22 protein-coding genes and 1 riboswitch are annotated in these 21,994 nt (G+C 36.0%); of the genes, 9 read left to right on the forward strand and 13 right to left on the reverse strand.

What is annotated here, in order from left to right; translation table 11 throughout:
• Positions 1 to 211: 211 nt before the first annotated feature.
• The 4 genes from lepB to dacB all read right to left on the reverse strand — a co-directional run bounded on the left by lepB (position 212) and on the right by dacB (position 4,657).
• Entirely contained in the window at positions 212 to 769 is a 558-nt protein-coding gene (lepB, locus tag C7Y47_RS00005; protein WP_142506899.1) for a signal peptidase I, read from the reverse strand.
• A gap of 376 nt (positions 770 to 1,145) precedes the next feature.
• Positions 1,146 to 1,274: a hypothetical protein gene (locus C7Y47_RS25295; RefSeq protein WP_255504943.1), complete on the reverse strand. Its 129-nt coding sequence runs from the start codon at positions 1,272 to 1,274 to the stop codon at positions 1,146 to 1,148.
• 495 nt (positions 1,275 to 1,769) lie between these two features.
• The gene (locus tag C7Y47_RS00010) at positions 1,770 to 2,705 is read right to left on the reverse strand and encodes an LCP family glycopolymer transferase (RefSeq protein ID WP_142506900.1); all 936 of its coding nucleotides are present in this window, start codon (positions 2,703 to 2,705) and stop codon (positions 1,770 to 1,772) included.
• Positions 2,706 to 3,223: 518 nt separating this feature from the next.
• A complete protein-coding gene (dacB, locus tag C7Y47_RS00015; protein ID WP_185903349.1) occupies positions 3,224 to 4,657 on the reverse strand; it encodes a D-alanyl-D-alanine carboxypeptidase/D-alanyl-D-alanine endopeptidase in 1,434 nt (477 codons plus the stop codon).
• Between the two features lie 170 nt (positions 4,658 to 4,827).
• Between dacB and C7Y47_RS00020 the strand changes: the two genes are divergently transcribed.
• Complete coding sequence (locus C7Y47_RS00020) at positions 4,828 to 5,199, forward strand: hypothetical protein (RefSeq protein ID WP_132361056.1); 372 nt, start codon at positions 4,828 to 4,830, stop codon at positions 5,197 to 5,199.
• Positions 5,200 to 5,252: 53 nt separating this feature from the next.
• Here C7Y47_RS00020 and C7Y47_RS00025 read toward each other — a convergent pair whose 3' ends face one another.
• Positions 5,253 to 6,986: an ABC transporter ATP-binding protein gene (locus tag C7Y47_RS00025; RefSeq protein ID WP_142506902.1), complete on the reverse strand. Its 1,734-nt coding sequence runs from the start codon at positions 6,984 to 6,986 to the stop codon at positions 5,253 to 5,255.
• A complete protein-coding gene (locus C7Y47_RS00030; RefSeq protein ID WP_142506903.1) occupies positions 6,983 to 8,725 on the reverse strand; it encodes an ABC transporter ATP-binding protein in 1,743 nt (580 codons plus the stop codon). The genes C7Y47_RS00025 and C7Y47_RS00030 overlap by 4 nt, the downstream gene beginning before the upstream one ends.
• A 538-nt stretch (positions 8,726 to 9,263) precedes the next feature.
• On the opposite strand from C7Y47_RS00030, the gene C7Y47_RS00035 reads away from it, so the two are divergent.
• The 5 genes from C7Y47_RS00035 (at position 9,264) to C7Y47_RS00055 (ending at position 13,332) form a co-directional block, all read left to right on the forward strand.
• A complete protein-coding gene (locus C7Y47_RS00035; protein WP_142506904.1) occupies positions 9,264 to 9,689 on the forward strand; it encodes a VOC family protein in 426 nt (141 codons plus the stop codon).
• An 845-nt stretch (positions 9,690 to 10,534) separates the two neighbouring features.
• Positions 10,535 to 10,897, forward strand: coding sequence for a fluoride efflux transporter CrcB (gene crcB / locus C7Y47_RS00040; protein WP_142506905.1), 363 nt, complete (start codon positions 10,535 to 10,537; stop codon positions 10,895 to 10,897).
• Positions 10,894 to 11,223 (forward strand): fluoride efflux transporter CrcB, encoded by a 330-nt coding sequence (gene crcB, locus C7Y47_RS00045; protein WP_142506906.1) that lies wholly within the window; start codon positions 10,894 to 10,896, stop codon positions 11,221 to 11,223. The genes crcB (C7Y47_RS00040) and crcB (C7Y47_RS00045) overlap by 4 nt, the downstream gene beginning before the upstream one ends.
• A gap of 29 nt (positions 11,224 to 11,252) precedes the next feature.
• Positions 11,253 to 11,600 (forward strand): hypothetical protein, encoded by a 348-nt coding sequence (locus C7Y47_RS00050; RefSeq protein WP_142506907.1) that lies wholly within the window; start codon positions 11,253 to 11,255, stop codon positions 11,598 to 11,600.
• A 237-nt stretch (positions 11,601 to 11,837) separates the two neighbouring features.
• Positions 11,838 to 11,945, forward strand: a riboswitch (SAM riboswitch).
• 106 nt (positions 11,946 to 12,051) lie between these two features.
• Positions 12,052 to 13,332, forward strand: coding sequence for a Na+/H+ antiporter NhaC family protein (locus tag C7Y47_RS00055; RefSeq protein WP_142506908.1), 1,281 nt, complete (start codon positions 12,052 to 12,054; stop codon positions 13,330 to 13,332).
• A 115-nt stretch (positions 13,333 to 13,447) separates the two neighbouring features.
• Here the strand turns inward: C7Y47_RS00055 and C7Y47_RS00060 are convergent, their stop codons facing one another.
• From C7Y47_RS00060 to C7Y47_RS00085, 6 genes are all read right to left on the reverse strand, one after another.
• Complete coding sequence (locus tag C7Y47_RS00060; RefSeq protein ID WP_142506909.1) at positions 13,448 to 14,647, reverse strand: MFS transporter; 1,200 nt, start codon at positions 14,645 to 14,647, stop codon at positions 13,448 to 13,450.
• A gap of 409 nt (positions 14,648 to 15,056) precedes the next feature.
• Positions 15,057 to 15,215 (reverse strand): DUF3951 domain-containing protein, encoded by a 159-nt coding sequence (locus C7Y47_RS26015; RefSeq protein WP_142506910.1) that lies wholly within the window; start codon positions 15,213 to 15,215, stop codon positions 15,057 to 15,059.
• 386 nt (positions 15,216 to 15,601) lie between these two features.
• Positions 15,602 to 16,147, reverse strand: coding sequence for a DUF2812 domain-containing protein (locus C7Y47_RS00070; protein WP_255504944.1), 546 nt, complete (start codon positions 16,145 to 16,147; stop codon positions 15,602 to 15,604).
• A complete protein-coding gene (locus C7Y47_RS00075) occupies positions 16,147 to 16,464 on the reverse strand; it encodes a PadR family transcriptional regulator (protein WP_142506911.1) in 318 nt (105 codons plus the stop codon). Before C7Y47_RS00075 ends, C7Y47_RS00070 begins: the two co-directional genes overlap by 1 nt.
• 138 nt (positions 16,465 to 16,602) lie before the next feature.
• Positions 16,603 to 17,709, reverse strand: coding sequence for a PA2928 family protein (locus tag C7Y47_RS00080; RefSeq protein WP_142506912.1), 1,107 nt, complete (start codon positions 17,707 to 17,709; stop codon positions 16,603 to 16,605).
• Between the two features lie 136 nt (positions 17,710 to 17,845).
• Positions 17,846 to 18,154 carry an antibiotic biosynthesis monooxygenase family protein gene (locus C7Y47_RS00085; RefSeq protein ID WP_142506913.1) on the reverse strand — a complete coding sequence of 103 codons (309 nt, stop codon included), beginning with the start codon at positions 18,152 to 18,154 and terminating at the stop codon, positions 17,846 to 17,848.
• A gap of 84 nt (positions 18,155 to 18,238) precedes the next feature.
• On the opposite strand from C7Y47_RS00085, the gene C7Y47_RS00090 reads away from it, so the two are divergent.
• Positions 18,239 to 18,925, forward strand: coding sequence for an ArsR/SmtB family transcription factor (locus tag C7Y47_RS00090; RefSeq protein WP_142506914.1), 687 nt, complete (start codon positions 18,239 to 18,241; stop codon positions 18,923 to 18,925).
• 36 nt (positions 18,926 to 18,961) lie between these two features.
• On the opposite strand, the gene C7Y47_RS00095 is transcribed toward C7Y47_RS00090, so the two are convergent.
• Entirely contained in the window at positions 18,962 to 19,852 is an 891-nt protein-coding gene (locus tag C7Y47_RS00095) for a DMT family transporter (RefSeq protein ID WP_142506915.1), read from the reverse strand.
• 155 nt (positions 19,853 to 20,007) lie between these two features.
• On the opposite strand from C7Y47_RS00095, the gene C7Y47_RS00100 reads away from it, so the two are divergent.
• A complete protein-coding gene (locus C7Y47_RS00100) occupies positions 20,008 to 20,679 on the forward strand; it encodes a response regulator transcription factor (protein WP_142506916.1) in 672 nt (223 codons plus the stop codon).
• Positions 20,679 to 21,914 (forward strand): sensor histidine kinase, encoded by a 1,236-nt coding sequence (locus tag C7Y47_RS00105; RefSeq protein WP_142506917.1) that lies wholly within the window; start codon positions 20,679 to 20,681, stop codon positions 21,912 to 21,914. Before C7Y47_RS00100 ends, C7Y47_RS00105 begins: the two co-directional genes overlap by 1 nt.
• Positions 21,915 to 21,994 lie beyond the last annotated feature (80 nt).

Below are 21,994 nucleotides of genomic sequence, written 5' to 3' on the forward strand. Positions count from 1 at the left end.
GCACGAAGCGAAGCGTAGGAGGAGGCTCGGCGCTCGCCCGCGGAAAGCGAGCGGAATGCTTCGGAAAACAACAGTAGAGTCACAGTGCCAAATGAAAAAAGCGAGCTATTCAACAATTTAATCGTTGAATAGCTCGCAATGTGAAAAGATATAGACTTTTTCAGTGCCCTCCACAAGCGCTGCCTCTTTTTTCACTGAAAATCCCAATTATTTATTTTGGACCGATATGGAAACGACTAAACGGATATATTGTTAATTTAGCTTCACCATAGATGGCATCTTTAGAAATTAAGCCATAGTGGCGGCTATCAGAACTTTTCAAACGGTTGTCCCCCAGCACAAAATACATACCCTCAGGAACCTTTTTTTCATTTAATAATTGCTCTAATGTGAAATTCTCTGTAATACGTAATTGATTAGGATCATCTGTTTGACGATTCACATAATCTTCTTTATAAGCTTTGCCATTTACATACAAAACATCGTCTTTCATTTCAACTGTATCACCTGGCAGGCCAATTACTCGTTTAATATAGAGTTCATCTTCTGTTGGTGATTGAAAAACAATTTGATCAAAGCGTTCAATTTTGCTCATTTTACTTACCATAATAATATCTTTATCATGATAAGTTGGGTACATAGAAGCCCCTTGCACTTTAATCGGTGCAAATAAGAATTGCTTACAGCCTAAAACAACTATAGCTGTAATCACTATAATTTTAAGATAAGATATTAATTCTTTTTTGAAACTTGATTTCTCTTCTTGCATGCTCATTCCCCGATACTGTTTTTTTATAGTATAACATTTTTCACAGTATATTGACGAATTAATCACATAAATTGTTCCAAGTTCACCAAAATGACTCATCACAAAACATGCGGTTGATTTTCTGTTCCGACTAGAGGCTTTCCAGGGGCATCGCTTCTCTTGAGAGCTCCAGGGTCTCATCTATGACGCTGCAATCTATGTAAAAAGGAAACGCTTAGGTCAAATAGAAAACTAATCAACCTAAAATCTGCATAGGTCCAAAAAAACAAATCCAGTCGGTCCTAAATACGCTCCTTTGTTTTAAAAATGCCATCCCTAAATTGATTATGAGCCACAAAAATAGACAAAGTTACTTATAACTTTGCCTAGATGCATCCTATTCTTTTGTTTTCCGAGTATGAATGGTTACTTTGTGTAGTAGAGTGATGCTGCTATTAATTAAGTTGACGACTAAACCAATACCTGCACGTACTGCAACTACTAATAAAATTGTGCCTATAATCAACACAATCACTCCCTCAACCATTTCTAAAAAAATTATACAGCAATTTCCTGATTTTTCAAACACCTAATTCAAAACACTTATGCCGCGGCATAATGCGCTCTAAATCGGCTATGTGCTTTGGCCTACATGAGGGCATACACGATGTCGATTATTTCGGTAATGCCACAGGACGTGGCGTTCTTAGACTGAGTTCCTCTATTTCAGCGTGTTTGGATACCTGCTGAAAAAAAATAAAAAAACCATTCAACTAGGCATGCACCCTACCTGAATGGTTTTTTTTATTTTTTACATAAAAATTTTCAAACACCATAGTTGTAAATGTCGCATGGCTGAACTGACTCGACTTTTTTGAACCTTACGCTTAGGCACATAGCTTTGCATGCAATTGTTTAGAGCTGTATACCTAAGCACCTGGGTCCTCCCATTCATTGATCTCCCTCCCTTCATTGTCAATAGATTTACAGCTATCATACTCAAATTGTCACACCTAAGTTTTTATTGCAAACTGGCTTTTAATTCCGATTTTATTTTTTCTAGCTCTGTCTCTTCAGGCATGAAATACCATATATTATCAATCCTTTTACCATTTCCCTCTTTAAATGATAACTGATCAATATTACCATCCATTTTTTTATAAATACTTTGTAACTGGATTAAGTCCTTCATCGTAAAATTCATACGGACATTGTCTCCTACTACATCAAGCATATCTGTAGCCTTTAATAAAATAGAAGATGTCGAAGAGGCTTTTTTCAGAACTGCTTCAATAATTTGACGTTGTCGAATTTGACGACCAAAATCACCACGGGGATCTTCATAACGAATACGTGAAAAAATCAGTGCCTTATCACCGTCTAAAGTGATCTCACCCTTCGGATAATGGTAGGCGTTATAAGTTAAATTCATGTCGTTATCAATTGTTACCCCACCAATCGTGTCGATAATTTGCAGGAAGCCTTCCATATTAATAAATACATAATAATCAATTGGTATATCTAAAAAGTGCTCCACCGTATTCACCGCCATTGGAACGCCTCCAAATGCATAGGCATGGTTAATTTTATCGACGGAATTATGTCCAATAATTTCTGTACGAGTATCTCGAGGTATACTGAGCATCTTCATCGTATGTTTTTCAGGATTCACGGTAATGACTATCATCGTGTCAGAACGGCCACTATCATTTTTACGTTCATCCACTCCAAGCATTAACACAGAAAACGGATCTTTTTTCGTAACTATTTTTTGTTCTTTATTTTCATCACCTGTCGTTTCAAGTAATGGTGTATTTATTTTATTCATCGTTTTTTGGATTGTATAATAAGCAGTACCTATAAAAATTAAAAAAATTGTTAATAAACTACCTACTATCCATAGCCAAATTTTCTTCTTGCTCTTTTTTCCCTTAGAGCGTTTCATATTTTTTTCCATACATAAGTCCTCTCTTGCAAAAAAATTTACCCCTCTTTTTGACGTTTTAAGTTGGAAAAAAGTTAATATAGTCTAATTATATGCATATTGGACGAAAAAAAGACGTACACTAGTATTTACTAAATGCACGACATCTTAATCTTTTTATTTATAAATACCCCCTCATTTATTTAGTGTCAGCTAACTTTATGACTAAAAACTTTATTTGATTCCACTATGTTTTATTTTTTCTATCTAACTGATGATCACCGAGGTTTTGCATTATATTAAGAATTGTTCCATCTAGGCTTCTTAGGAATGCCCTTTCCATCAGACTTGGGAATTGATTGGGGTATTACTTCAGTATCTACCAGCATCACTTTTCCAAATTATAGCTTTAATCATAAATAAAAGCTGAACTAATACAAAAATTAGTTCAGCTTAAAAATAGCTTTTTGTTTTCTAGTATAGCTTTTTTCATCACTAAAGTGAATTAACGAGATTTTTACTTTTATCGTCTTTGCACATGCTCATTAAGCTTACATTTCATTAGCAATCTGTTTAACAATTTCATCAATAGTTGGGATGGCTGAAGTTTTATTCGCCTGTGTCAAAATACTAAAGATATACCACTTGCCACTTTTTCCTTTTACATAACCACTCAAAGAATATGTTCCAGAAATATAGCCTGTTTTAGCAGATACACTATAGCCCTTCATACGATTTTCTAAAGTCGCACCAACAAGGCTGCCCTTTCTTCCTGCATGCGGTAATGCATCTAAATATGAGTTATACCAGGATTTACTTCGAACTTTATATAATAATAGACTTTCTTGCATACTATTAACTCGATTTTGATGGCTTAAACCTGAACCGTCTTCAAAATACCACTGATCCATAGTAAGCTCATTATCACTACCATATGTACGAATTGCTTGGATGCCAGCCGACCAGCTTCCTTCCCCCAGTAACTCTCGTCCAAGTTGTTTTGTCAACATATCACCCATGCCATTAATGCTTAACTTTAAATATTTAAAGTTAATATCAGTTAATGGCTTTGAATACGAAATACCCACTTGCTGTGCATTTTCAGGTACCTTCCCAGTTTCAAGAGGCATTGTTTGGATACCTTTTGCTACTAATTTTTCCCGAAATACATCGAGTGTATATAGAGTTGGATTAAAGACCGTTACATATGTACTTTTCTGTGAACCTGCTGGTAAGTTACCCGTTACAATAATTCGATCTGTACCATATTCTCTTGTAATTTTCACAGTACTTTTCTCGCCCTTTTTAACAATTTTCGTTATGTTAACAACCGGGATACTACTTGCAAACGGAACGAGCTGAACATTAGCTGTAGTACCAACCTTTGAGCCTGTCACTTTCACCTGCACATTTGCTATATCATATTGATCATTTGGCGAAATCGTTAATGCTGAAATACGTGAAGCATAAGGTTGATTCTCTTCTTGAGGTACAATACCCTTCGGTAAGCGATCTGCATCAAACCAAGTATCATCCCCTATTAAAGAACCCGTAATTTTAGAGATACCCATTTTTTTCAGGCCATTGGCGAATGACTCTAAATGACTAGGTAGAAGCGTTGGATCTCCCCCGCCCTGTAAATAAATATTACCGTAAAGTACACCATTTTCAATTGATCCATCGATATACGTCTTCGTCGCAAAGCGATAATCTGGTCCTAATAAATCCAATGCAGCGGCACTAACTAAAAGCTTATGCGTAGAGGCAGGACGTATCATTTTTTCACCATTATTATTGTAGAGCACATTACCTGTTTCTATATCTCGTACGGTAATGCTGTACTCGTTGTTCTTCCAACTCTTCGCAATAATACTATTCACTTTTGTTGTCATCATTTGCTCACTAGCACCTGCCTTTTCAACAAAGATGATGGTCGAGTAACAGACCAATAAAATCATTATTAAAAAATTAATTTTCTTTTTCATAGACCCTCCAATTGGCAAATTTCTACTTTTCATGCTTTTATTCTACGGAAAAAATTAGCATTATACAATAAAACACTTTTTTATTTTACAAAATGTCATCTTTTTTATTCGACAAGAATAAACTGTAATAGCTAGCTAAATCATTTCGGGAAAGGAGTTGTTTATTAAATATGGGTGCTAAATGGATAAAGATTTCAGTTTTATATTTAGTGATTGTTATGGCCTTTGGACTGTTTATGCATTATACAAATCAACTCGACTGGAAGACGACACATGCACATATTGGTGTTGTAGGTTGGCTAACAACTGGTTTAATCGGCATAATTTATTCTGTATATAAAGATGCCGCTGAGACAGGTTTAGCCAAAGCACAATTTTGGTTTTACAATATCGGATTACCGTTCCTTTTAGTCGGTATGATGATGGTTTATATAGATGTACCAAACTGGTTATTTGAACTCTTTGTATCTGGTGGCGGTATCGCAGTGGCAATTTCAGTGCTATTCTTTGTTGTCAATGTCTTTAAAAATGTAAGATCTTAAATAGAAAGCCCCACTTTATTTTTCATAGAGTGGGGCTTCATGTATTCCATAAATTATTGCAATGAATTCGCCTGCATTTGATACATTTTTTCGTAAATGCCGCCCTGCGCTAATAATTCATCATGTGTACCACGCTCAACAATCTTACCTCGATCTAAGACAAGAATACGATCTGCATTTTTAATAGTAGAAAGTCGGTGAGCGATAATGAATGTTGTACGTCCTTTTTTTAGCACATCCATCGCATGCTGAATAATCTCCTCTGTTTCCGTATCTATATTAGAAGTAGCCTCATCTAAAATTAAAATAGCTGGGTCAAAGGCAAGCGCACGCGCAAAGGATATTAACTGACGCTGTCCAGATGACAGTGTGCTCCCCTTCTCAATAACAGGCTCATCATAGCCATTTGGCAAGTTCGCTAAAACACGCTCACCACCAACAGCTTTTAATGACGTTTCTATTTTTTCACGTGAAATTTTAGGATTATTCAGGCTAACGTTCGAAGCAATAGTGCCTGTAAATAAATATGGATCCTGTAGAACAATGCCCATATGTTCACGCATTGTTTGGCGAGGAACCGAAGTGATATCAATGCCATCAATCGTAATTTTCCCTTTAGAAGGGTCATAGAAACGGAACAATAAGTTCATAATAGAACTTTTACCAGATCCTGTATGACCTACTAAGGCAATGGTTTCACCTTGGTGTGCTTCAAATGACAGGTTTTTCAATACGTATTCATCATTTTTATAAGCAAAGGAAACATCTTCGAACACCACATTCCCTTTATATCTAGGTAAACTTTTTTCAGATACTGGTTCCCCGTTAATATCCAACACCTCAAAGACACGCTTCCCTGCAACAAGTGAGCGTTCAAGCTGAGAAAATTGATTGACAATATTCGTTATCGGATTAAATAATCGCGTTAAATAATCGACAAAAGCATATAATGTCCCCGCAGAAATAACTTCCGTTGCTGTAAATGACTGTGTACCAAAGTAAAAAATAAAGATCGTAAACATAAGAAGTCTTAATGTATTAACAAGGTTGAAGGAAGTTGCAGAATCGAGGAAAAGCAGCTTACGCTCATATGCATAATGCTCATTATTCATGTCATCAAATTCCTTCGTCATTTGCTGCTCACGACGGAATGCTTGAATAATCGTCATCCCTTGAATTGACTCATTAATCATTGCGTTAATATCGGCGATTTTCGTTCTAATAACATCATTATATTTCGAAGCAACTTTACGGTATAAAATCATCCATAAATAAACGACTGGTACCATAGCCAGTGCTAGGAATGCCATTTTCCAATTTAAAATGAAGAGTGCGATATAAACACCCACAATAGAAATTAAACTTGTAACGAAGTTTGAAAGTACTTGAACGTATAAATTACGAACAGCCTCCGTATCATTCGTGACACGGGCTACAATTTTCCCTGCTGGTAAATTATCGAAGTATTGAATTGGCAATGTTTGAATATGCTCAAATACATCTTTACGTAATTTTTGTACAACACGGTTAGCACCCATTTGTAAATAGATATACATAAAATAGCGTAAAACAGCTGTAGCTATTGCTAAAAGTAAATAGACAACTAATAGCCAAGTAATTGGTTTAAATTCAATGCGGCCAATTGTCATGTAATTATCAATGATATGCTTCGCAATAAACGGCCCAACAAGCTCCGTAAAAACGGCGATTGTTAAGAAAAATAATCCAAGTAGTATCGGTTTTTTAAAATACATTGCATAGCGTGTTAAACGTTGACCCGTACTCATGAGGCACCTCCTTCTAGCTGCTGACGGTCAAATTGCTCTTTATACCATCCTTGTAGTGAAAGAAGCTGCTCATGTGTTCCCTGCTCTACAATTTGGCCTTCATCTAGCACGATGATTAAATCGGCATGCTGAATTCCTGATAAACGATGTGTTGTAATAATCGTCGTTTTGTCTTGTCGTTCTCGCTGTATATTCTCAATAATTCTTGCCTCTGTTTTGGCGTCTACAGCAGAAAGCGAGTCATCAAGCATTAAAATTTCAGGGTCTTTAATAAGAGCACGTGCAATTGAAACACGTTGCTTTTGACCACCTGAAAGAGATACACCCTTTTCACCAACAAGTGTCTCTAAGCCCATTGGTAAATTTTTTAAATCCTTTTCAAAGTATGCTGCACGAACCGCCTGCTGCAATTCAGACTGTGTAGCATCCTCTTTCCCAAATAAAATATTTTCACGAATAGTACGTGAGAATAGAACATGATCCTGTGGAACATAACCAATCCAGTCGAGTAACTGCTCCTTCGTTTGTGCAGTAATATCGACTCCATCAATCGATAGCTGTCCTTCACCGATTGGATACTCGCGTAATAATTGTCGTAGGAAGGTCGTTTTACCCGCTCCTGTTTTACCGACAATCCCAAGTGTTTGCCCCTTTTTCAACGACAGCGAAATTTGCTGGAGATTTTTCACCTGACTCATTGGATATTGGAATGTTAAATCATCAAAGCCAATCGCACTTGGTGTTGAAATCATTTGCGGATTTGCAATATTTCGAACATCCATCTCGTAGTTTAGCGTTTCCTGTACACGATCAAGTGAAGCGTTACCTTGCTGCATCACATTGATAAGTTCCCCAATTGCAAATATTGGCCAAACTGCTAGCCCCAAGTAAACATTGAACGTTACAAGCTGCCCAACTGTCATAGCCTCAATCGCTACTAAATGAGCACCATAGCCAAGCGCTACAACATAACTAATCCCAGTACCGACCTTTGTAATCGGTCCAAATAAGGCGTTAATTTTTGCAGTATGCATATTTTTTTCATACACAATCTCGCTCATCTCTGCAAAATTTGTTTCGTCCTTTTTTTCTTGTACGTATGCCCGTACAACCCTCACTCCTGCAACCGACTCTAGAACACTATCATTCAGCTCTCCAAAAACATCCTGCGCCTTCATATAGCGTTCATGCACAATCTTCCCTAAATATTGAATAAGGATGGCCATGATTGGTACTGGCAGCATTGCAAAAAAAGTAAGCTTCCACGAAATCATAAAACCCATGGCAAAAATAATAAAGCCCATGTAAATTGTGGAATCAATCAATGTCATAATCCCGAACCCAGCAGTCAGCGACACAGCGTTTAAATCATTCGTCGCACGGGCCATTAAATCCCCAGTACGATTTTTTTCATAAAAAGTTGGTGTCATACGCAAAAAATGCTGCATAAGGTTGCGGCGTAAAATTTTCTCTAAGTTAATAGCCCCTTCAAATAATCTGAATTGCCACACAAAATTAAGGGCATAACCCCCAATCATGATACATACGAAAATCAAAATATACTTCGTTAAAAGAGCTGGTGTCATTTCACCAGCAGTCAATATATCAATAATTGACCCTAGTAAATACGGTGGAACAACTTCTAAGCCACTCGCAATCATTAAGAGCGTAACGGCTATTGTATATTGCTTCCAGTATTTCTTGAAAAACCAGCTTAATTTACTTAAAACATCAAACATACGTTATAACCTTCTTTCTCAAGTGCTGTTAAAACTTTGCTACCCACTCTCCATAAATTTCTTGATGAAAATCATTTTTTGTACTTTGTTTCGCATACACATGCACTCCTTTTTTATGATCACTACAACACTTTTTTGCAACAAAAAAGACACATACTCCCCAAAAAAAGAGCATGTGTCTCTTCAAAAAAGGCAAGGAGTTACCCATGCCATTTATTTGCAACGCAAAAAAAAATGTTAGAAGACATGGACAATGTATGCAGTTGTACTTTGATATGATACTGGTAAAATTAACATCGTCATGCCCTCCTTTACTTAAGATTGTTATAGTGTTATTGAAGATTATCATACTTTAGAAATATTTGTCAACTAACTCACTGTTATTTTTTCTGTTTCCCAGGAAAAAATTAACGCTTTAAAGCGATGAATTGCTAAAATCCTAAAATTTAAAATAAAAAATCTATAACTTTTTGTATTGACTTTAACACTGCGTAAACCTTTATGGTTAGTTTGTATTAACCAAAAGGAGTAAATAGACATGAATGAATTTTATCAAATGCCCTTATTTGTAAAGCTAAAAGTAAGAGATATTGAAAAGTCAAAAGAATGGTATGGGAATGTACTAAATTTCAATTCAGTATTTGATTTTTCAGATGCTAACGGAACAACTTCAATGATACATTTAAGAGGCGCAAAGTACCAAGATTTGATGTTATTACAGGATGAAGAAGTCAACACTTGTGACTCAGTCATTATTAATTTATTTTCTAGTGATATTCATAGTATTTATCAAGCTGCACTGGAAAATGAAACGAATATCATCCAAAAACCGACAGTTCAACCATGGAATGCAAAAGAATTAACTTTAGAAGATCCAGATGGATATGTTTTTACAATAACGGAAAGTGTCGATTCCAATAAAGACTTTGATACTGTCATTGACAATGTTAAAGGTCAATTATAGTAATAATAAATTATGACATGTTTGCAACAGCAAAAACACGTTACCTGTTACACTACTTGTGTTAAGTAGCTGGCAGAGTAGTAAAAAAGAATCAAGTTCAAAAAACGGTAAGTAGTATCCTTGATTTCTCACAATTTGACAATCGATTACTGTGTTAAATACAAATTTTTCAATTCTAGTAGACCCTAAACGAACAAATCTAGTTCGAAAGGGGCTTCCAGCAATTGATCGGAACAATTTTTAGATTTATCACCCTAATTTTGAAATTTATCACCTAACTTTTTAAATTTATCACCCAACATTTTTAACTTATCTCCTAACTTTTTAAATTTATCACCTAACGTTAATTTATCGCCCATCCTCCCAATAAAATTAAAGAATAGTAAACACGGAGACTGTCCCCTGCTTTCCATTAAGGGTGTAAAATGCCATCCATCTTTGCTACGCGAGCATCCATCGGTGAAAGTTGAATAGAAGAGACACGAACGCCAAAATGAAACATCGTTTATTGTTTTGAACTTTACTGTGCGCTTTTCAAGGCATCAGCTCTATTGTTATTATTATTTTTGTATTATTATTTTTTCTGTTAGCGGGTTTTCCGTCAACGGATTAACCGTTATCGGATTTCAATTGAACGATGTAATAGTGTTTGAAATACTAAAGAGTTTCTTATTTAGAACTAAAATTTTGATATGATATATGGACAATAACTACGAAGTATTTTGGAAGGAAATATAATATATCGTAAAACAGTGGTATTTCCTATATAACTATAGAAATATATCTAAAATGGTGTTCACATGATACACTTTTTAATATAGACATTTTAGTAAGGAGTCTTTACTTTGAAATCATTTTTAGCTGTTGGAATTGGCGGATTTTTGGGTGCCATCTGTCGATATAGCCTTGGTCTAGCACTTTCAAATTACGGTGGTTTTCCATTTGCGACACTTTGTATAAACTTAATTGGCTGCTTTTGTTTAGCGTGGCTATTTACTACGTTTACAAAGCGAACGCCTGTTATTATAGGAATTGGTACAGGCTTTTTTGGTGCCTTTACAACCTTTTCGACATTTTCTTTAGAAACACTATTACTTTTGCAGAATAGTAAATGGCTCCAAGCCGTTCTTTATATTTTAGTAAGTGTTTTTGGCGGTTTAGCTTGTGCATGGCTAGGATTTAAACTAGCAAAGGGGCGCATCGTATGATAATTATTGGCATCGGTGGATTTTTAGGTGCACTAACACGATTTTATCTAGGAAAATTGATTGTCCATACATACCCATGGGCAACATTTTTTATTAATATAACGGGTTCTTTTATGCTTGGCTTTTTATTTGCGCTACATCCAAGTGATTGGATTTGGCATTTTATAGGGATTGGTTTTTTAGGTGCCTATACGACTTTTTCGACATTCGGTTTTGAATGTTTGACGCTCTTAGAGCAGCAAAAATGGAGACAAGCGATTGTTTATATAAGCACTACCGTTTTATTCGGTTTACTTTTCGCTGCTCTTGGCTTTTACCTTGTGTAGCCGCATTTTTAAAAACTAGAGGTGATTTTTTGACACAGCCATCCATTGAACAATTACAAGCACTCGAAGCTGACATTGAACTAACACTATATAGTTTAATCGACCTAGAACTAGAAGAAAACTTTCCAGAAATGAATACACGCTTTGCACAATTACTTGCAAAGGTACAGGCGGTACAATTAATTGATTATAAGCTTGACGTCCTAGTTGACCCTCAAGCATTTGCAACAGAAACATGTACTCTACTACAAAGTTTAATAGAGGCAAAGGCTAGACCACAAAAAAGACAACGCCTCCTAACACATCGTATGATTTTAAAAATATGGCTACGTAAAAATCAACGCTTTATGACGGAATTTTTACCACAAATGTTTTAGGCGCCCCTACTTCTAAGGGCGCCTTCTTTTTCCCTTTTTAGTTGTTAAATCAAATTGTGCTGCGTTAGACTATTAAAGCCTTCAATAGCGGCACCAAAAATTCACACTTTCCTATCCTCTTACTTGTTCAATCTCCTTAATTAATATAGCTTTTAATCAAGCTTGATTAAAAATATGTTGCAAATATCGACTTTTTATTATAATATTTATTATTGTGAAAAAAAATAATATATTTGCTTCTTATCAAGAGAGATGGAGGGACTGGCCCGATGAAATCTCGGCAGCGGAACTTATGATTTAAGTTACTGTGCCAAATCCAGCAGGCAAAGGCTTGATAGATAAGAGGAGTGTTTTATAGATATAAGGCCTCTTCTTGTTGATACAAGAAGAGGCCTTTTTTCGTAAAAAGAATGGACAAAAGACGTGTCCAATTTTATTTTTGGAGGTAGACATGAAGAAAGAGAATCCATGGGCGCTGATCCCATTTGTTGTTTTTTTGATTTTATTTATTGGTTCAGGGGTTATTACAGGTGATTTTTACGCCTTCCCTGTCATTGTAGCCATTTCAATTTCAGGCGCGGTCGCTTTAGCGATGAATCGAAAAGAATCGTTTGCGCAAAAGGTTGATATTTTTTGCAAAGGCGCAGGAAATTTAAATGTCATGCTGATGGTTGTTATTTTTCTTTTGGCTGGGGCCTTTTCAGAAGTAGCAAAAGGCATGGGGGCAGTGGATTCCACTGTAAACTTTGCTTTATCGGTCGTTCCGCCAAATCTGCTTGTCGTAGGCTTATTCATCATTGCCTGCTTTATTTCCCTATCAATGGGTACATCGGTGGGGACGATTGTTGCGCTAGCGCCAATTGGAGTTGGCATAAGCGAGCATATCGAACTTTCCATGGCTTTAGTAATGGCAGCGATTGTTGGCGGTTCAATGTTTGGCGATAATTTATCTTTTATTTCAGATACAACCATTACTGCCGTTCGTTCACAAGGTGCACAAATGAAGGATAAATTTAAGGTGAATTTTTGGATTGTGTTGCCGGCAGCTATTGTAACGAGCTTTATTTTAGGGTTCATTACAATGGGTGAAACTGCACAAGTGGAGCATTTAAGCTATAGTTGGGTAAAAATTGTTCCCTATGTTTTGGTCATTATTTTAGCGTTAGCTGGAATGAATGTTTTCCTTGTTTTGGCATCTGGGATTGTTCTCGCCGGAGCTGTTGGCTTAGCGGATGGCAGCTATCATTTAATGAGCCTTTTTCAAAAGATCGGCGAAGGAATGTCAGGCATGTATGAAATGGCATTCCTTGCGATATTAATAGCTGGAATGGTGGAGGTTATAAAGTTTAACGGAGGGATTGATTTTCTACTTCACCTTGCAACAAAAAGAATTAAATCGAAAAAAGGTGCTGAATTTGGTATTGCCGGTCTTGTGGGCCTAACTAATTTATCGACGGCCAATAATACGATTGCTATTTTAATTGCTGGTCCGCTTGCAAAAAATATTGCTGAACAGTATGAGATTGAGCCAAGAAAGTCCGCAAGTATATTAGATATTTTCTCCTGTACGATTCAAGGCCTTCTACCATACGGAGCCCAATTCTTGGCAGCCGCAAGTGTAGCCGGAATTTCACCAGTGAGCATGTTGCAATACTCTTTCTATCCAGCCCTTATAGGTATTTGCGGAACCATCGCTATCCTCATCGGATACCCGAAAGGAAAGAAAGCCTAAGCTTCATACTTAAAAAATATTGTTTTACCACTAAATTATTCCAATTGTTTTGCAAGAAATAATCAAAACAATTGGATTTTTTATTTTGATAAAGATAATACTTAAAAATTACAAATTACACTTTCTCATTAGTTATTTCGTAACGTCTATATTTGACCATAAATCCAATTCCAAGAATAGGTCCAATCGCTAATATTGTAAAGACCCACTCCCAACCAATGATCCTCTGTATAATCGGGATTAGGTTTATTGAAAATATAGTAAGTAAGAAACCAATACACATTTGAAAAGTAAGGGCTGTACCTACATAATCAACATCGGCTATTTCTGAAACTGCAGCAGAAAATTGGGCGGAATCAGATATGATAGACATCCCCCAAATCATGGAGATTATTAACGTTAACCAAATATACTGCCCAAATGTAAAACCTATTACTAGCGAACAGATAGCACTAATAAACATAGAAATAATCGTTAAATTGGCTCTTCCGATTTTATCCGAGATTAGTCCTCCTATCACACAACCAATTCCTCCAGCAATTCCTATTGAAATAAAGGAGGATAATGCAATAAACCAATGAGGAATTTCTGGTGAATAAGTTAAGAAACTAGCTGTCAAAAAAGCTGGAAGCCATGTCCACATCGCATACAATTCCCACATATGCCCGAAATAACCGTAGTTCGCAAGCATTACCGGTTTATTCAAAACAACTTTTTTTATTAATTTTAAAGAGAAAGGCGATTTATTGGGTACAATCGGAGCATCTTCTAAAATATAAGTAACTATTATAGCCGATAATAAAGCCATTCCTGAAGTACTAATTATCACGAGTTTCCAATTTAACGAAGAGAAAAACATAACTACAAAATGTGGTAATGATGATCCTAATGTTAATGCAGCTATTAAGACTCCGATTGCAAACCCACGTTTTTGTGGAAACCATTGTGATAAAATTTTCACTGCTATTGGATAGACACCGGCAAGAGTTATTCCAGTTAAAATTCTAAGTAGAATACCTAAAAAAGCGTAATGGACTATAATTAGTAAGACATTTAATATTGCGCCTAGAAAAACTGAAATTGCAAAAATCTTTCGGGAATTAAATCGGTCCGCTACCCCAAAATAGGAACTAAACAATGATCCTATTACAAAGCCAATAGGAATAGCAGCTGAAAGCCAAGCTTCTGAATTGGAGCTAAGGTTCCAAATTTCAATTAATTCGGGTGCAATCACTGATGCACTAAACCACAAGCTTAATGCAAATAATTCTGATAATCCAATCCATACCAATGCTCTCCAAGAACCTTGAATCATAATATCCCCCCAAAAATAAATCCGAATAGTATGCTTTTACAAATTATTTAGAATAATAATCTCCAGCGAGTTCATATAAAGTAACTGTTTCAATCAGTCACGAGCGAAGTTAAGTATCAGGGTAAGTTCTGATATACGCAAAGCGAAAATGGAAGAGTTAACCTTCTCAAAACAAAATCATTCTTTGATCTATAAGAAAAGGGTAGATTGTCATTTACACAAAATTACTATCCCTTGAATAAATAATACCAAATACAGGATAAAATTCCTTCATAAATCTTATTATCGATAAAAGAAAAATAATCTACTATTATCTCATATTGAAATAATAGTAGATTCTCATATTTTATACTATTAGTTATATGAAGCCTGCACCTCTACTGTTTTGATGTTTATAACCACCACTCACTTAATTGTCATGTTTACTTCCACCATCCATGGCATTATCAAATGGTGTATACGTCATAGTAGGTACTTTCTTTTTCACAAAAACGCGATATATTGCCCGAATCAAAATGCTTGAAAAAATCAGACTTACAATAAGTGCTATGCTATTCCCAATATTCATTCCATCATCCTATCCTTTCTCAACGAGTAGTAAGTTATGGTTTTTCTACTTTGTAAGTGTATTACCAATTAATGTAGGCAACTGTACTATTATATTGTCATCAAATATTGGACATGCCTAGTTTGTAAATATAATGATCTTAAATTTTAAAAGCAATTAGCTATCTATATTCTAATGTTCTACATATATTACTTCAACATTAAGTAAATTTCCCCTGTGATTTAGTGTTCGTAGCACTACGATCTCGCACATAAAACATCATGTTGGACCAAGCGGCTCATCGAACACCCTAGTTGCAACGGAAATCCCCCCCATTTTGTATTTCATTGACATACTAATTTTCAACAACATGAAAAAACAGCTGATAAGCTTCAGCTGTTCGTTCTTTAAATATGCTTGGATTTTAATCGTAGGTTTTTCCACATATGATAGTAAACTCCACCAGAAGTCATCACTGCTGGAACAGTAAAAACAAAGGAATATATAAATCCTTGGTCTGCAATGTGTTGAATTGTTCCAGTAGTAAATGTCATAATTACCCACAAAACCATCGTTATAGCAAGAGCAATAGATGCTGCTAGGTTTACAGGCTTTGCAAGACGTGCTAATTTATCAATAGAAGACTCAGCGTCACTATAAATGGGGGTAGTTTCTGGTGCTGCCTTAAAAATATGCATATCAGTACTAGAACAAACATGTGTCCAGCCACCATAAGCAAATAGCTCAAAATACTCCTCTTCTTCACTCTTCGGTAATTTACGATAATCAATACTAAAAATGACGTCTTGTGGTTCACCCTTCTCTAGACCATAGCCAGCACATCGAAATCTTTTTAAATGCCAACCTTTTGCCGCTTTTTCGCTTAATTTTTTCATATCGCGCTCCTCAGAAAAAGCTAAACCATATGATGCCATATATCTCTTATTTCGCATTATTTTTGCCCCCTTTGTAGTCCCTGCTCTGCCAACTGAATCATGACCTTTCTTCTTTCAATATCTTCAAGCAATATATCTCGACCTTTATCCGTTAAGACATAGACCTTTCTCCGAGAATCCGAATCATCATGTAGCTGAATAAGTCGTTCAGCTACTAGTTTTTTAATAATTGTATAAAGGGATGCAGGACCAACTACGAAAGTACCCTTTGTTGTCTCCTCTATTAAACTCATGACCGCATAGCCATGTCGAGGCTCCGTTAAGGCAGCCATAATATAAAAAACAGAATCAGTTAACTGCTCTAATGATTTCATTGTCTACACCTCCAATATATCATAAAACGATATATCACTAAACAATATATCATTTTATGATACATTGAGCAACTCTATAAAAAATCCCCTCACAAGTCGTTACTTGGAGGGGATAAATAATTCTTCGCTCTTTAATTATCACTGAATTGGGCGATTCCAACGTAGCTGATATCTGAACATTTCTTTTTTCGTGTCCTTATTTAACAACAAAAACTCATCTCCTGTTTGAATCGCATAGTAGTTCTCTAATGTACGAACACCCGGATTTTTTTGCTCAGCGTTAACAACACCTATATTTTCTTCCCAAATAATGCGATGGTTTTTCATATCATATGATAATACGATACTATCTGCACTTTCTTGCTTCGTTTGTCGATAAGATACAATGGCTGTTTGTTGTTGCAGATCAACATCTAATACAGCTGGATCTAAATTCTTGTATACTTGTATGGCAGGTTCAGCTAATACATTGCTACTAAATTTTCGAACCTCTTCATAATCCTCCAACGCTTGATTGTGCGAAGCAAAATAACCTGGAATATCGGTTTCAATGAAAAATTTTGTAGAAAGGTATTTTTCAGCTTTGTTATCTTCAATTAATTTCTTGCCATCGAAGCGATAAAATTTCCCATCGACTCCCTCTAAATAAAGATTATTCTCCAACAATACTATATTGTAAGAACCTATATCTAAAACATTTATTAACTGTTTATGCTTGTCTGTAAATTCTTTTTCAGAGAGCTTTTCTTTTCCTGTTTTCATATCTAATAATGAAAGTTTCCCGTAATCACCGTCACGATGATGAACAAGAAGTCCCCCCATAAAATAGCCAATTAATGTCTCTTTACTCGAAGAAGATTTCGTCCACTGTTTTTCACCTGTTTGCATATTAATCGCAATAATTTGATGATGTGAAATAATTTGCGAAATTCCGTTAGATGTGCCGTTATTTTCAGATCCTTCAACCATTTGGACAGCAATTTTCTGTGCATCATCGGTATATATAGGTGATTCGGAATTGATTGGGAAGCGGCGACCAGCTAAACCAAAAACAATCATCAAAAGATTACCTAAAAAAGCGTAAAGGATAAAAGTTATGACAAGCGCAAGATTAAGTCGGCGTTTGAATACAGCATACAATAATAATAAAAGACCAACTCCAATGACAATGCCTAAAAAGATATCGTGGATAAACCAGCCATTAAAACGCCATGAATTTATATACCGTTGAAAAAAATTGTCCAATTCTCCTCCTCCTTATCAGATCCGTTCCGTCTTGAGGTAATTGCTGCTGACGCTTCGCTTTCACGCAAAAAACAATATAGCTGTCGCCTTTCTTTCGCTACGGATAAATTGCCACAGGACATGGCGTTCGATTTAATTACATTATGAAAGAATAATCTTTTATGACTGTACAAATTTCCACATTGTACTGCTTGTACCATTTTTCTTTCCCGAATTGCTGTGCTACTAGATGTTTTGATTTGTCTTTCCATGCCTGAATTGCCTCTAGTGATTCCCAATAGGATACAGTAATGCCTTTCCCTTCTGCATTTCTGGCACTTTCTACACGGAGAAAACCGGGCTGTTTTTGTGCTAGTTTATCCATCATTTCTGCCATCTTGGCATAGCCTTCTCCATCCTCGTCTGTTCTTTGTGATGTGAAAATTACGGCATAATATGTTTTCATAGCTATTTACTACCACCTTTTTATGTATTATTGTAAACGATATATACTGAATCGAAATATGGAATGCAGAAAGGACTGTGACAAATGGGTATTAATCCAAACATGGCTGAAATCGCTTCGCTTCTAGGTGAAACTTCAAGAGCTACGATGCTTGCTAGTATGATGGATGGTCGTTTTCACACTGCCAGTGAATTAGCTTATATGGCAGCTATTAAGCCCCAGACTGCTAGCTTTCATCTTGCAAAGTTAGTAGATGGTAAACTTGTGAAAGTAGAGAAACAAGGTCATCATCGATATTTTCAATTAGCAAACGAAGAAATTGCTCATTTACTCGAATCTTTCTTAGCGATTTCTCCTCCACCTGAAGTACGCTCCCTAAAACAATCTAGCCAAATGAAACTATTACAGGGTGCTAGAACTTGCTATGACCATTTAGCTGGTAAACTAGGTGTTCAATTAACAGACTCTTTGCTTAACGCTGGCTATCTAAAGCTAGAAGAAAAGCAGTTTCTCATATCATCTGAAGGTGCACAATTTTTTACCGATTTCGGTCTTGATTTAGATGATTTAAAAAGAAAGCGTCGATCATTTTCCCCTGCATGTTTGGATTGGAGTGAACGCCGTTATCATCTAGCTGGTGCTCTTGGTCAAGGGATCCTTGCCCATTTATTAAATTTGGGATGGGTGACTCGTGTCCCGTCTATTCGTGCCATTAAAGTGACTGAAAAAGGACGGGCTGGCTTTAAAGAAGTTTTTCAGTTAGATGTTTAAACTAGCACAGTGCTCTGCCTTCTTTCCGCGGACAGACTATACTTGACGCTCCGCGGATACTTTTCTTGGGTAAGCCGTAAAGTTCCGATTCACTAAATAAATACCAGCAATAATAAACAGCCCTCCTACGATTAACGATGGTTTTAATGGTTCATGTAATAGTAGCCAGCCTGTTATCACACCGAAAAAAGGAGCTAAAAACAAAAAGGCACTCGTTTTTCCAGGATCACTATTTTGTAAAAGATAATACCAGCCGGCAAATTGAACAATTGACGAGAAAATGCTAAGCCATAATAAAATGAATACTGAATGAACATTCACAGTAAAAAATGGTTGTTCTAACACGAAACTTGCCATTAAAAGTAGTAAACCACCAAAAAGCATTTGATAGGCTGATAGCACCCATGTATCAAATAAAACACCCCATTTTTTAGCCAGTAATGTTGCAATTGCCCAAAAAACGGCTGAAAGAATACCAAAAAGAATGCCGATTTTCCCTTCAATCTGCATACCCATTGTAATCGTAACACCCATTAACCCCAAGAAAACACCACACCATTGATACAATCGGTAACGAGCTTCCGTAAATATTGTAGCAAATATGACGACAAGTAACGGATTCGTAAATGTTAGAATAGAAGATTCACTTGCCGTAATTGTCCGTAAGCTTAAAAAAATACAGCCCATTACACCCGCAGTTTGACATGCTCCAATCGTTAAAATTTTCATCCAGCCTTCTTTTGAAGTGGGATGAGGTCTTTTTATCGCTAATACGACGACAGCCATCAAAATCCCTGCCAGTATAAAGCGAAGTGCAGCCAATAACAGTGGAGATGCATAAGGCAATCCCAATTTAACAATGGCAAACGAAGATCCCATTAAAAATGTCGTTAAAACTAACAATACTGTAAATTTATAAATATTCATTATTTGTCCCCCTATTTCTATCTTTAAGGACATTATAGATAGGAAAAGCTACAACTCTTATCGAAGTATGAAATACATATAGTGGAGGAAGTAACTTTTTCAGTTTCATGTCATTTTTAATGCGTATACTTAGTAGGTACTAGGAGGAAGCTGCCTTGAAAATATTACTAGCAGAAGATGATGCACGATTAAGAAGGAATATCGTTCATATTCTAAAGAAAGAATTTCACAATGTGACAGAAGCTGAGAACGGTCAGGAAGCGCTAGACCATACGCTTACAGAGCAATACGATCTTGTTATTTTAGATTGGATGATGCCGAACCTTAGTGGAATTCAAGTGTGCCAGCAGCTACGAAATGCTGGATTCAATGGTAGTATTTTAATGCTAACAGCGAAGGACGACACAGAGGACATCATTAAAGGACTTGATAGTGGCGCAGATGATTACATAGTAAAGCCATTTAAAATAGAGGAATTGTTAGCAAGAATTCGTGCATTATTACGAAGAAAAGATAAAGTGATAGAACAGGTCATCCAAATAGATCAATTACAGCTGAATGTAGATTCCCGTGTGTTTTTGTACAATAATGAAAGTATAGATCTAACAAAAAACGAGTTTTTACTGTTAGAATATTTATTTATCAATAAAGGTCGTGTACTAACGAGAGAACAAATTTGTATTTATATTTGGGGCTACGATTACGATGTTTCGAATAATTCCTTAGATGCTTTAGTCAAACTTGTACGAAAAAAAATTAATGATGGCCAATCCAAATCACGGATTCAAAATGTTAGAGGAATTGGCTATAAACTGAGGGAAAACTAATGTTTCATAAAACGAAAAAAAAATTATCCTTTTTGTATGCAACGCTTTATTTTTTGCTATTTTCACTATTCGTTATTGTTCTTTACTTTTCCCTCGTAAAATTAATGGAAAATCAACAAATAAACGAATTAGAAGATTTTTATGTTCGGCAAGAGCACGATTTCTTTGAACATGTTCATGCCAATACTAAAACTTTAAGTTATGATCCAAATCGCAGTTTTTTTTACTATATTTACACAAAGGATCACAAGTTTGTCCATGGTGACGAATCTTACAAGGGTCTGAAAAATCAGATTGAAAAAGCGTTTGGCGATAGCAATCCAGATGAGGACCTCGTACAGCATTATGAATGGCAAGAAGAGCATTTTCTACTTCTAAAAAAGCCAATTTTTAAAGATGATATGGTAGCTGGTTATATAATCGTTGGTAAATCTGTGACGTCACAGCATCATTTTTTCCAAATGACAAAGTATTTACTAATCTTATTAACTTGTATTTCAACGGTCTTAATCGGTCTGCTGTCCTATTATATGGCTGGGAAAGCGATGGTACCTATTCAATGGTCGTTCGATAAACAAAAAAAATTCGTATCCGATGCATCCCATGAATTACGAACACCATTGAGTATTTTTTATAGTTCACTTGAAATTTTAGCAGTAGAGGAAGCAAAGCAATTAAGCCCTTTTGGAAAAGAATTAATTACGGATTTAAAAGATGAATCTGAAATAATGAAAGAGCTCATAGATAAACTGCTGTTCTTAGCAAGACATGATCAGCAACAGGTTGCCATTCAAAAAGAAACCATACTATTATCATCTTTACTCAAAAAAGTGGGCACGAAATTCCAAAGGATTATGCCTCCTGACATCCAGTTTTCTACTGAAATCCAAGAAAACATCGAGCTACTTGGTGATGCTTCAAAAATACAAGAGCTACTCTATATTCTTTTAGACAATGCGATAAGATATACAAATAGTGGAGCAATAACACTGACGCTTTTAAAAAATAGAGATTCTGTAAAAATTACTGTTGCTGATAGCGGCGTTGGTATGACTGAACAGGAATTACCTTTAGTGTTTGAGCGATTCTACCGAAGTGATGCTGCTCGTCAACGAAATGGCACTGGTTTGGGTCTTGCCATAGCAAAAGCAATAGTGGAGCAACATGATGGGAAAATTTACGCGACAAGTAAAGTAGGTAAAGGCACTACATTTCATATTGAATTCCCTATATAAATATTGTTCAACATAAAGGAAGCGGGGCTTTTTAAAATGGCACCGCTTCCTGTTAACTTCTTTCAGCAATCATTTTCTGC

The organism is Lysinibacillus sphaericus, from assembly GCF_006864135.1.
Taxonomy (GTDB): domain Bacteria; phylum Bacillota; class Bacilli; order Bacillales_A; family Planococcaceae; genus Lysinibacillus.

Excerpts from the sequence above, each read along its gene's own strand:
- lepB (WP_142506899.1), bottom strand. The coding sequence starts at position 769 with ATGCAAGAAGAGAAATCAAGTTTCAAAAAAGAATTAATATCTTATCTT.
- C7Y47_RS00010 (WP_142506900.1), bottom strand. The coding sequence starts at position 2,705 with ATGGAAAAAAATATGAAACGCTCTAAGGGAAAAAAGAGCAAGAAGAAA.
- dacB (WP_185903349.1), bottom strand. The coding sequence starts at position 4,657 with ATGAAAAAGAAAATTAATTTTTTAATAATGATTTTATTGGTCTGTTAC.
- C7Y47_RS00020 (WP_132361056.1), top strand. The coding sequence starts at position 4,828 with ATGGGTGCTAAATGGATAAAGATTTCAGTTTTATATTTAGTGATTGTT.
- C7Y47_RS00025 (WP_142506902.1), bottom strand. The coding sequence starts at position 6,986 with ATGAGTACGGGTCAACGTTTAACACGCTATGCAATGTATTTTAAAAAA.
- C7Y47_RS00030 (WP_142506903.1), bottom strand. The coding sequence starts at position 8,725 with ATGTTTGATGTTTTAAGTAAATTAAGCTGGTTTTTCAAGAAATACTGG.
- C7Y47_RS00035 (WP_142506904.1), top strand. The coding sequence starts at position 9,264 with ATGAATGAATTTTATCAAATGCCCTTATTTGTAAAGCTAAAAGTAAGA.
- crcB (WP_142506906.1), top strand. The coding sequence starts at position 10,894 with ATGATAATTATTGGCATCGGTGGATTTTTAGGTGCACTAACACGATTT.
- C7Y47_RS00055 (WP_142506908.1), top strand. The coding sequence starts at position 12,052 with ATGAAGAAAGAGAATCCATGGGCGCTGATCCCATTTGTTGTTTTTTTG.
- C7Y47_RS00060 (WP_142506909.1), bottom strand. The coding sequence starts at position 14,647 with ATGATTCAAGGTTCTTGGAGAGCATTGGTATGGATTGGATTATCAGAA.
- C7Y47_RS26015 (WP_142506910.1), bottom strand. The coding sequence starts at position 15,215 with ATGAATATTGGGAATAGCATAGCACTTATTGTAAGTCTGATTTTTTCA.
- C7Y47_RS00070 (WP_255504944.1), bottom strand. The coding sequence starts at position 16,147 with ATGCGAAATAAGAGATATATGGCATCATATGGTTTAGCTTTTTCTGAG.
- C7Y47_RS00075 (WP_142506911.1), bottom strand. The coding sequence starts at position 16,464 with ATGAAATCATTAGAGCAGTTAACTGATTCTGTTTTTTATATTATGGCT.
- C7Y47_RS00085 (WP_142506913.1), bottom strand. The coding sequence starts at position 18,154 with ATGAAAACATATTATGCCGTAATTTTCACATCACAAAGAACAGACGAG.
- C7Y47_RS00090 (WP_142506914.1), top strand. The coding sequence starts at position 18,239 with ATGGGTATTAATCCAAACATGGCTGAAATCGCTTCGCTTCTAGGTGAA.
- C7Y47_RS00095 (WP_142506915.1), bottom strand. The coding sequence starts at position 19,852 with ATGAATATTTATAAATTTACAGTATTGTTAGTTTTAACGACATTTTTA.
- C7Y47_RS00105 (WP_142506917.1), top strand. The coding sequence starts at position 20,679 with ATGTTTCATAAAACGAAAAAAAAATTATCCTTTTTGTATGCAACGCTT.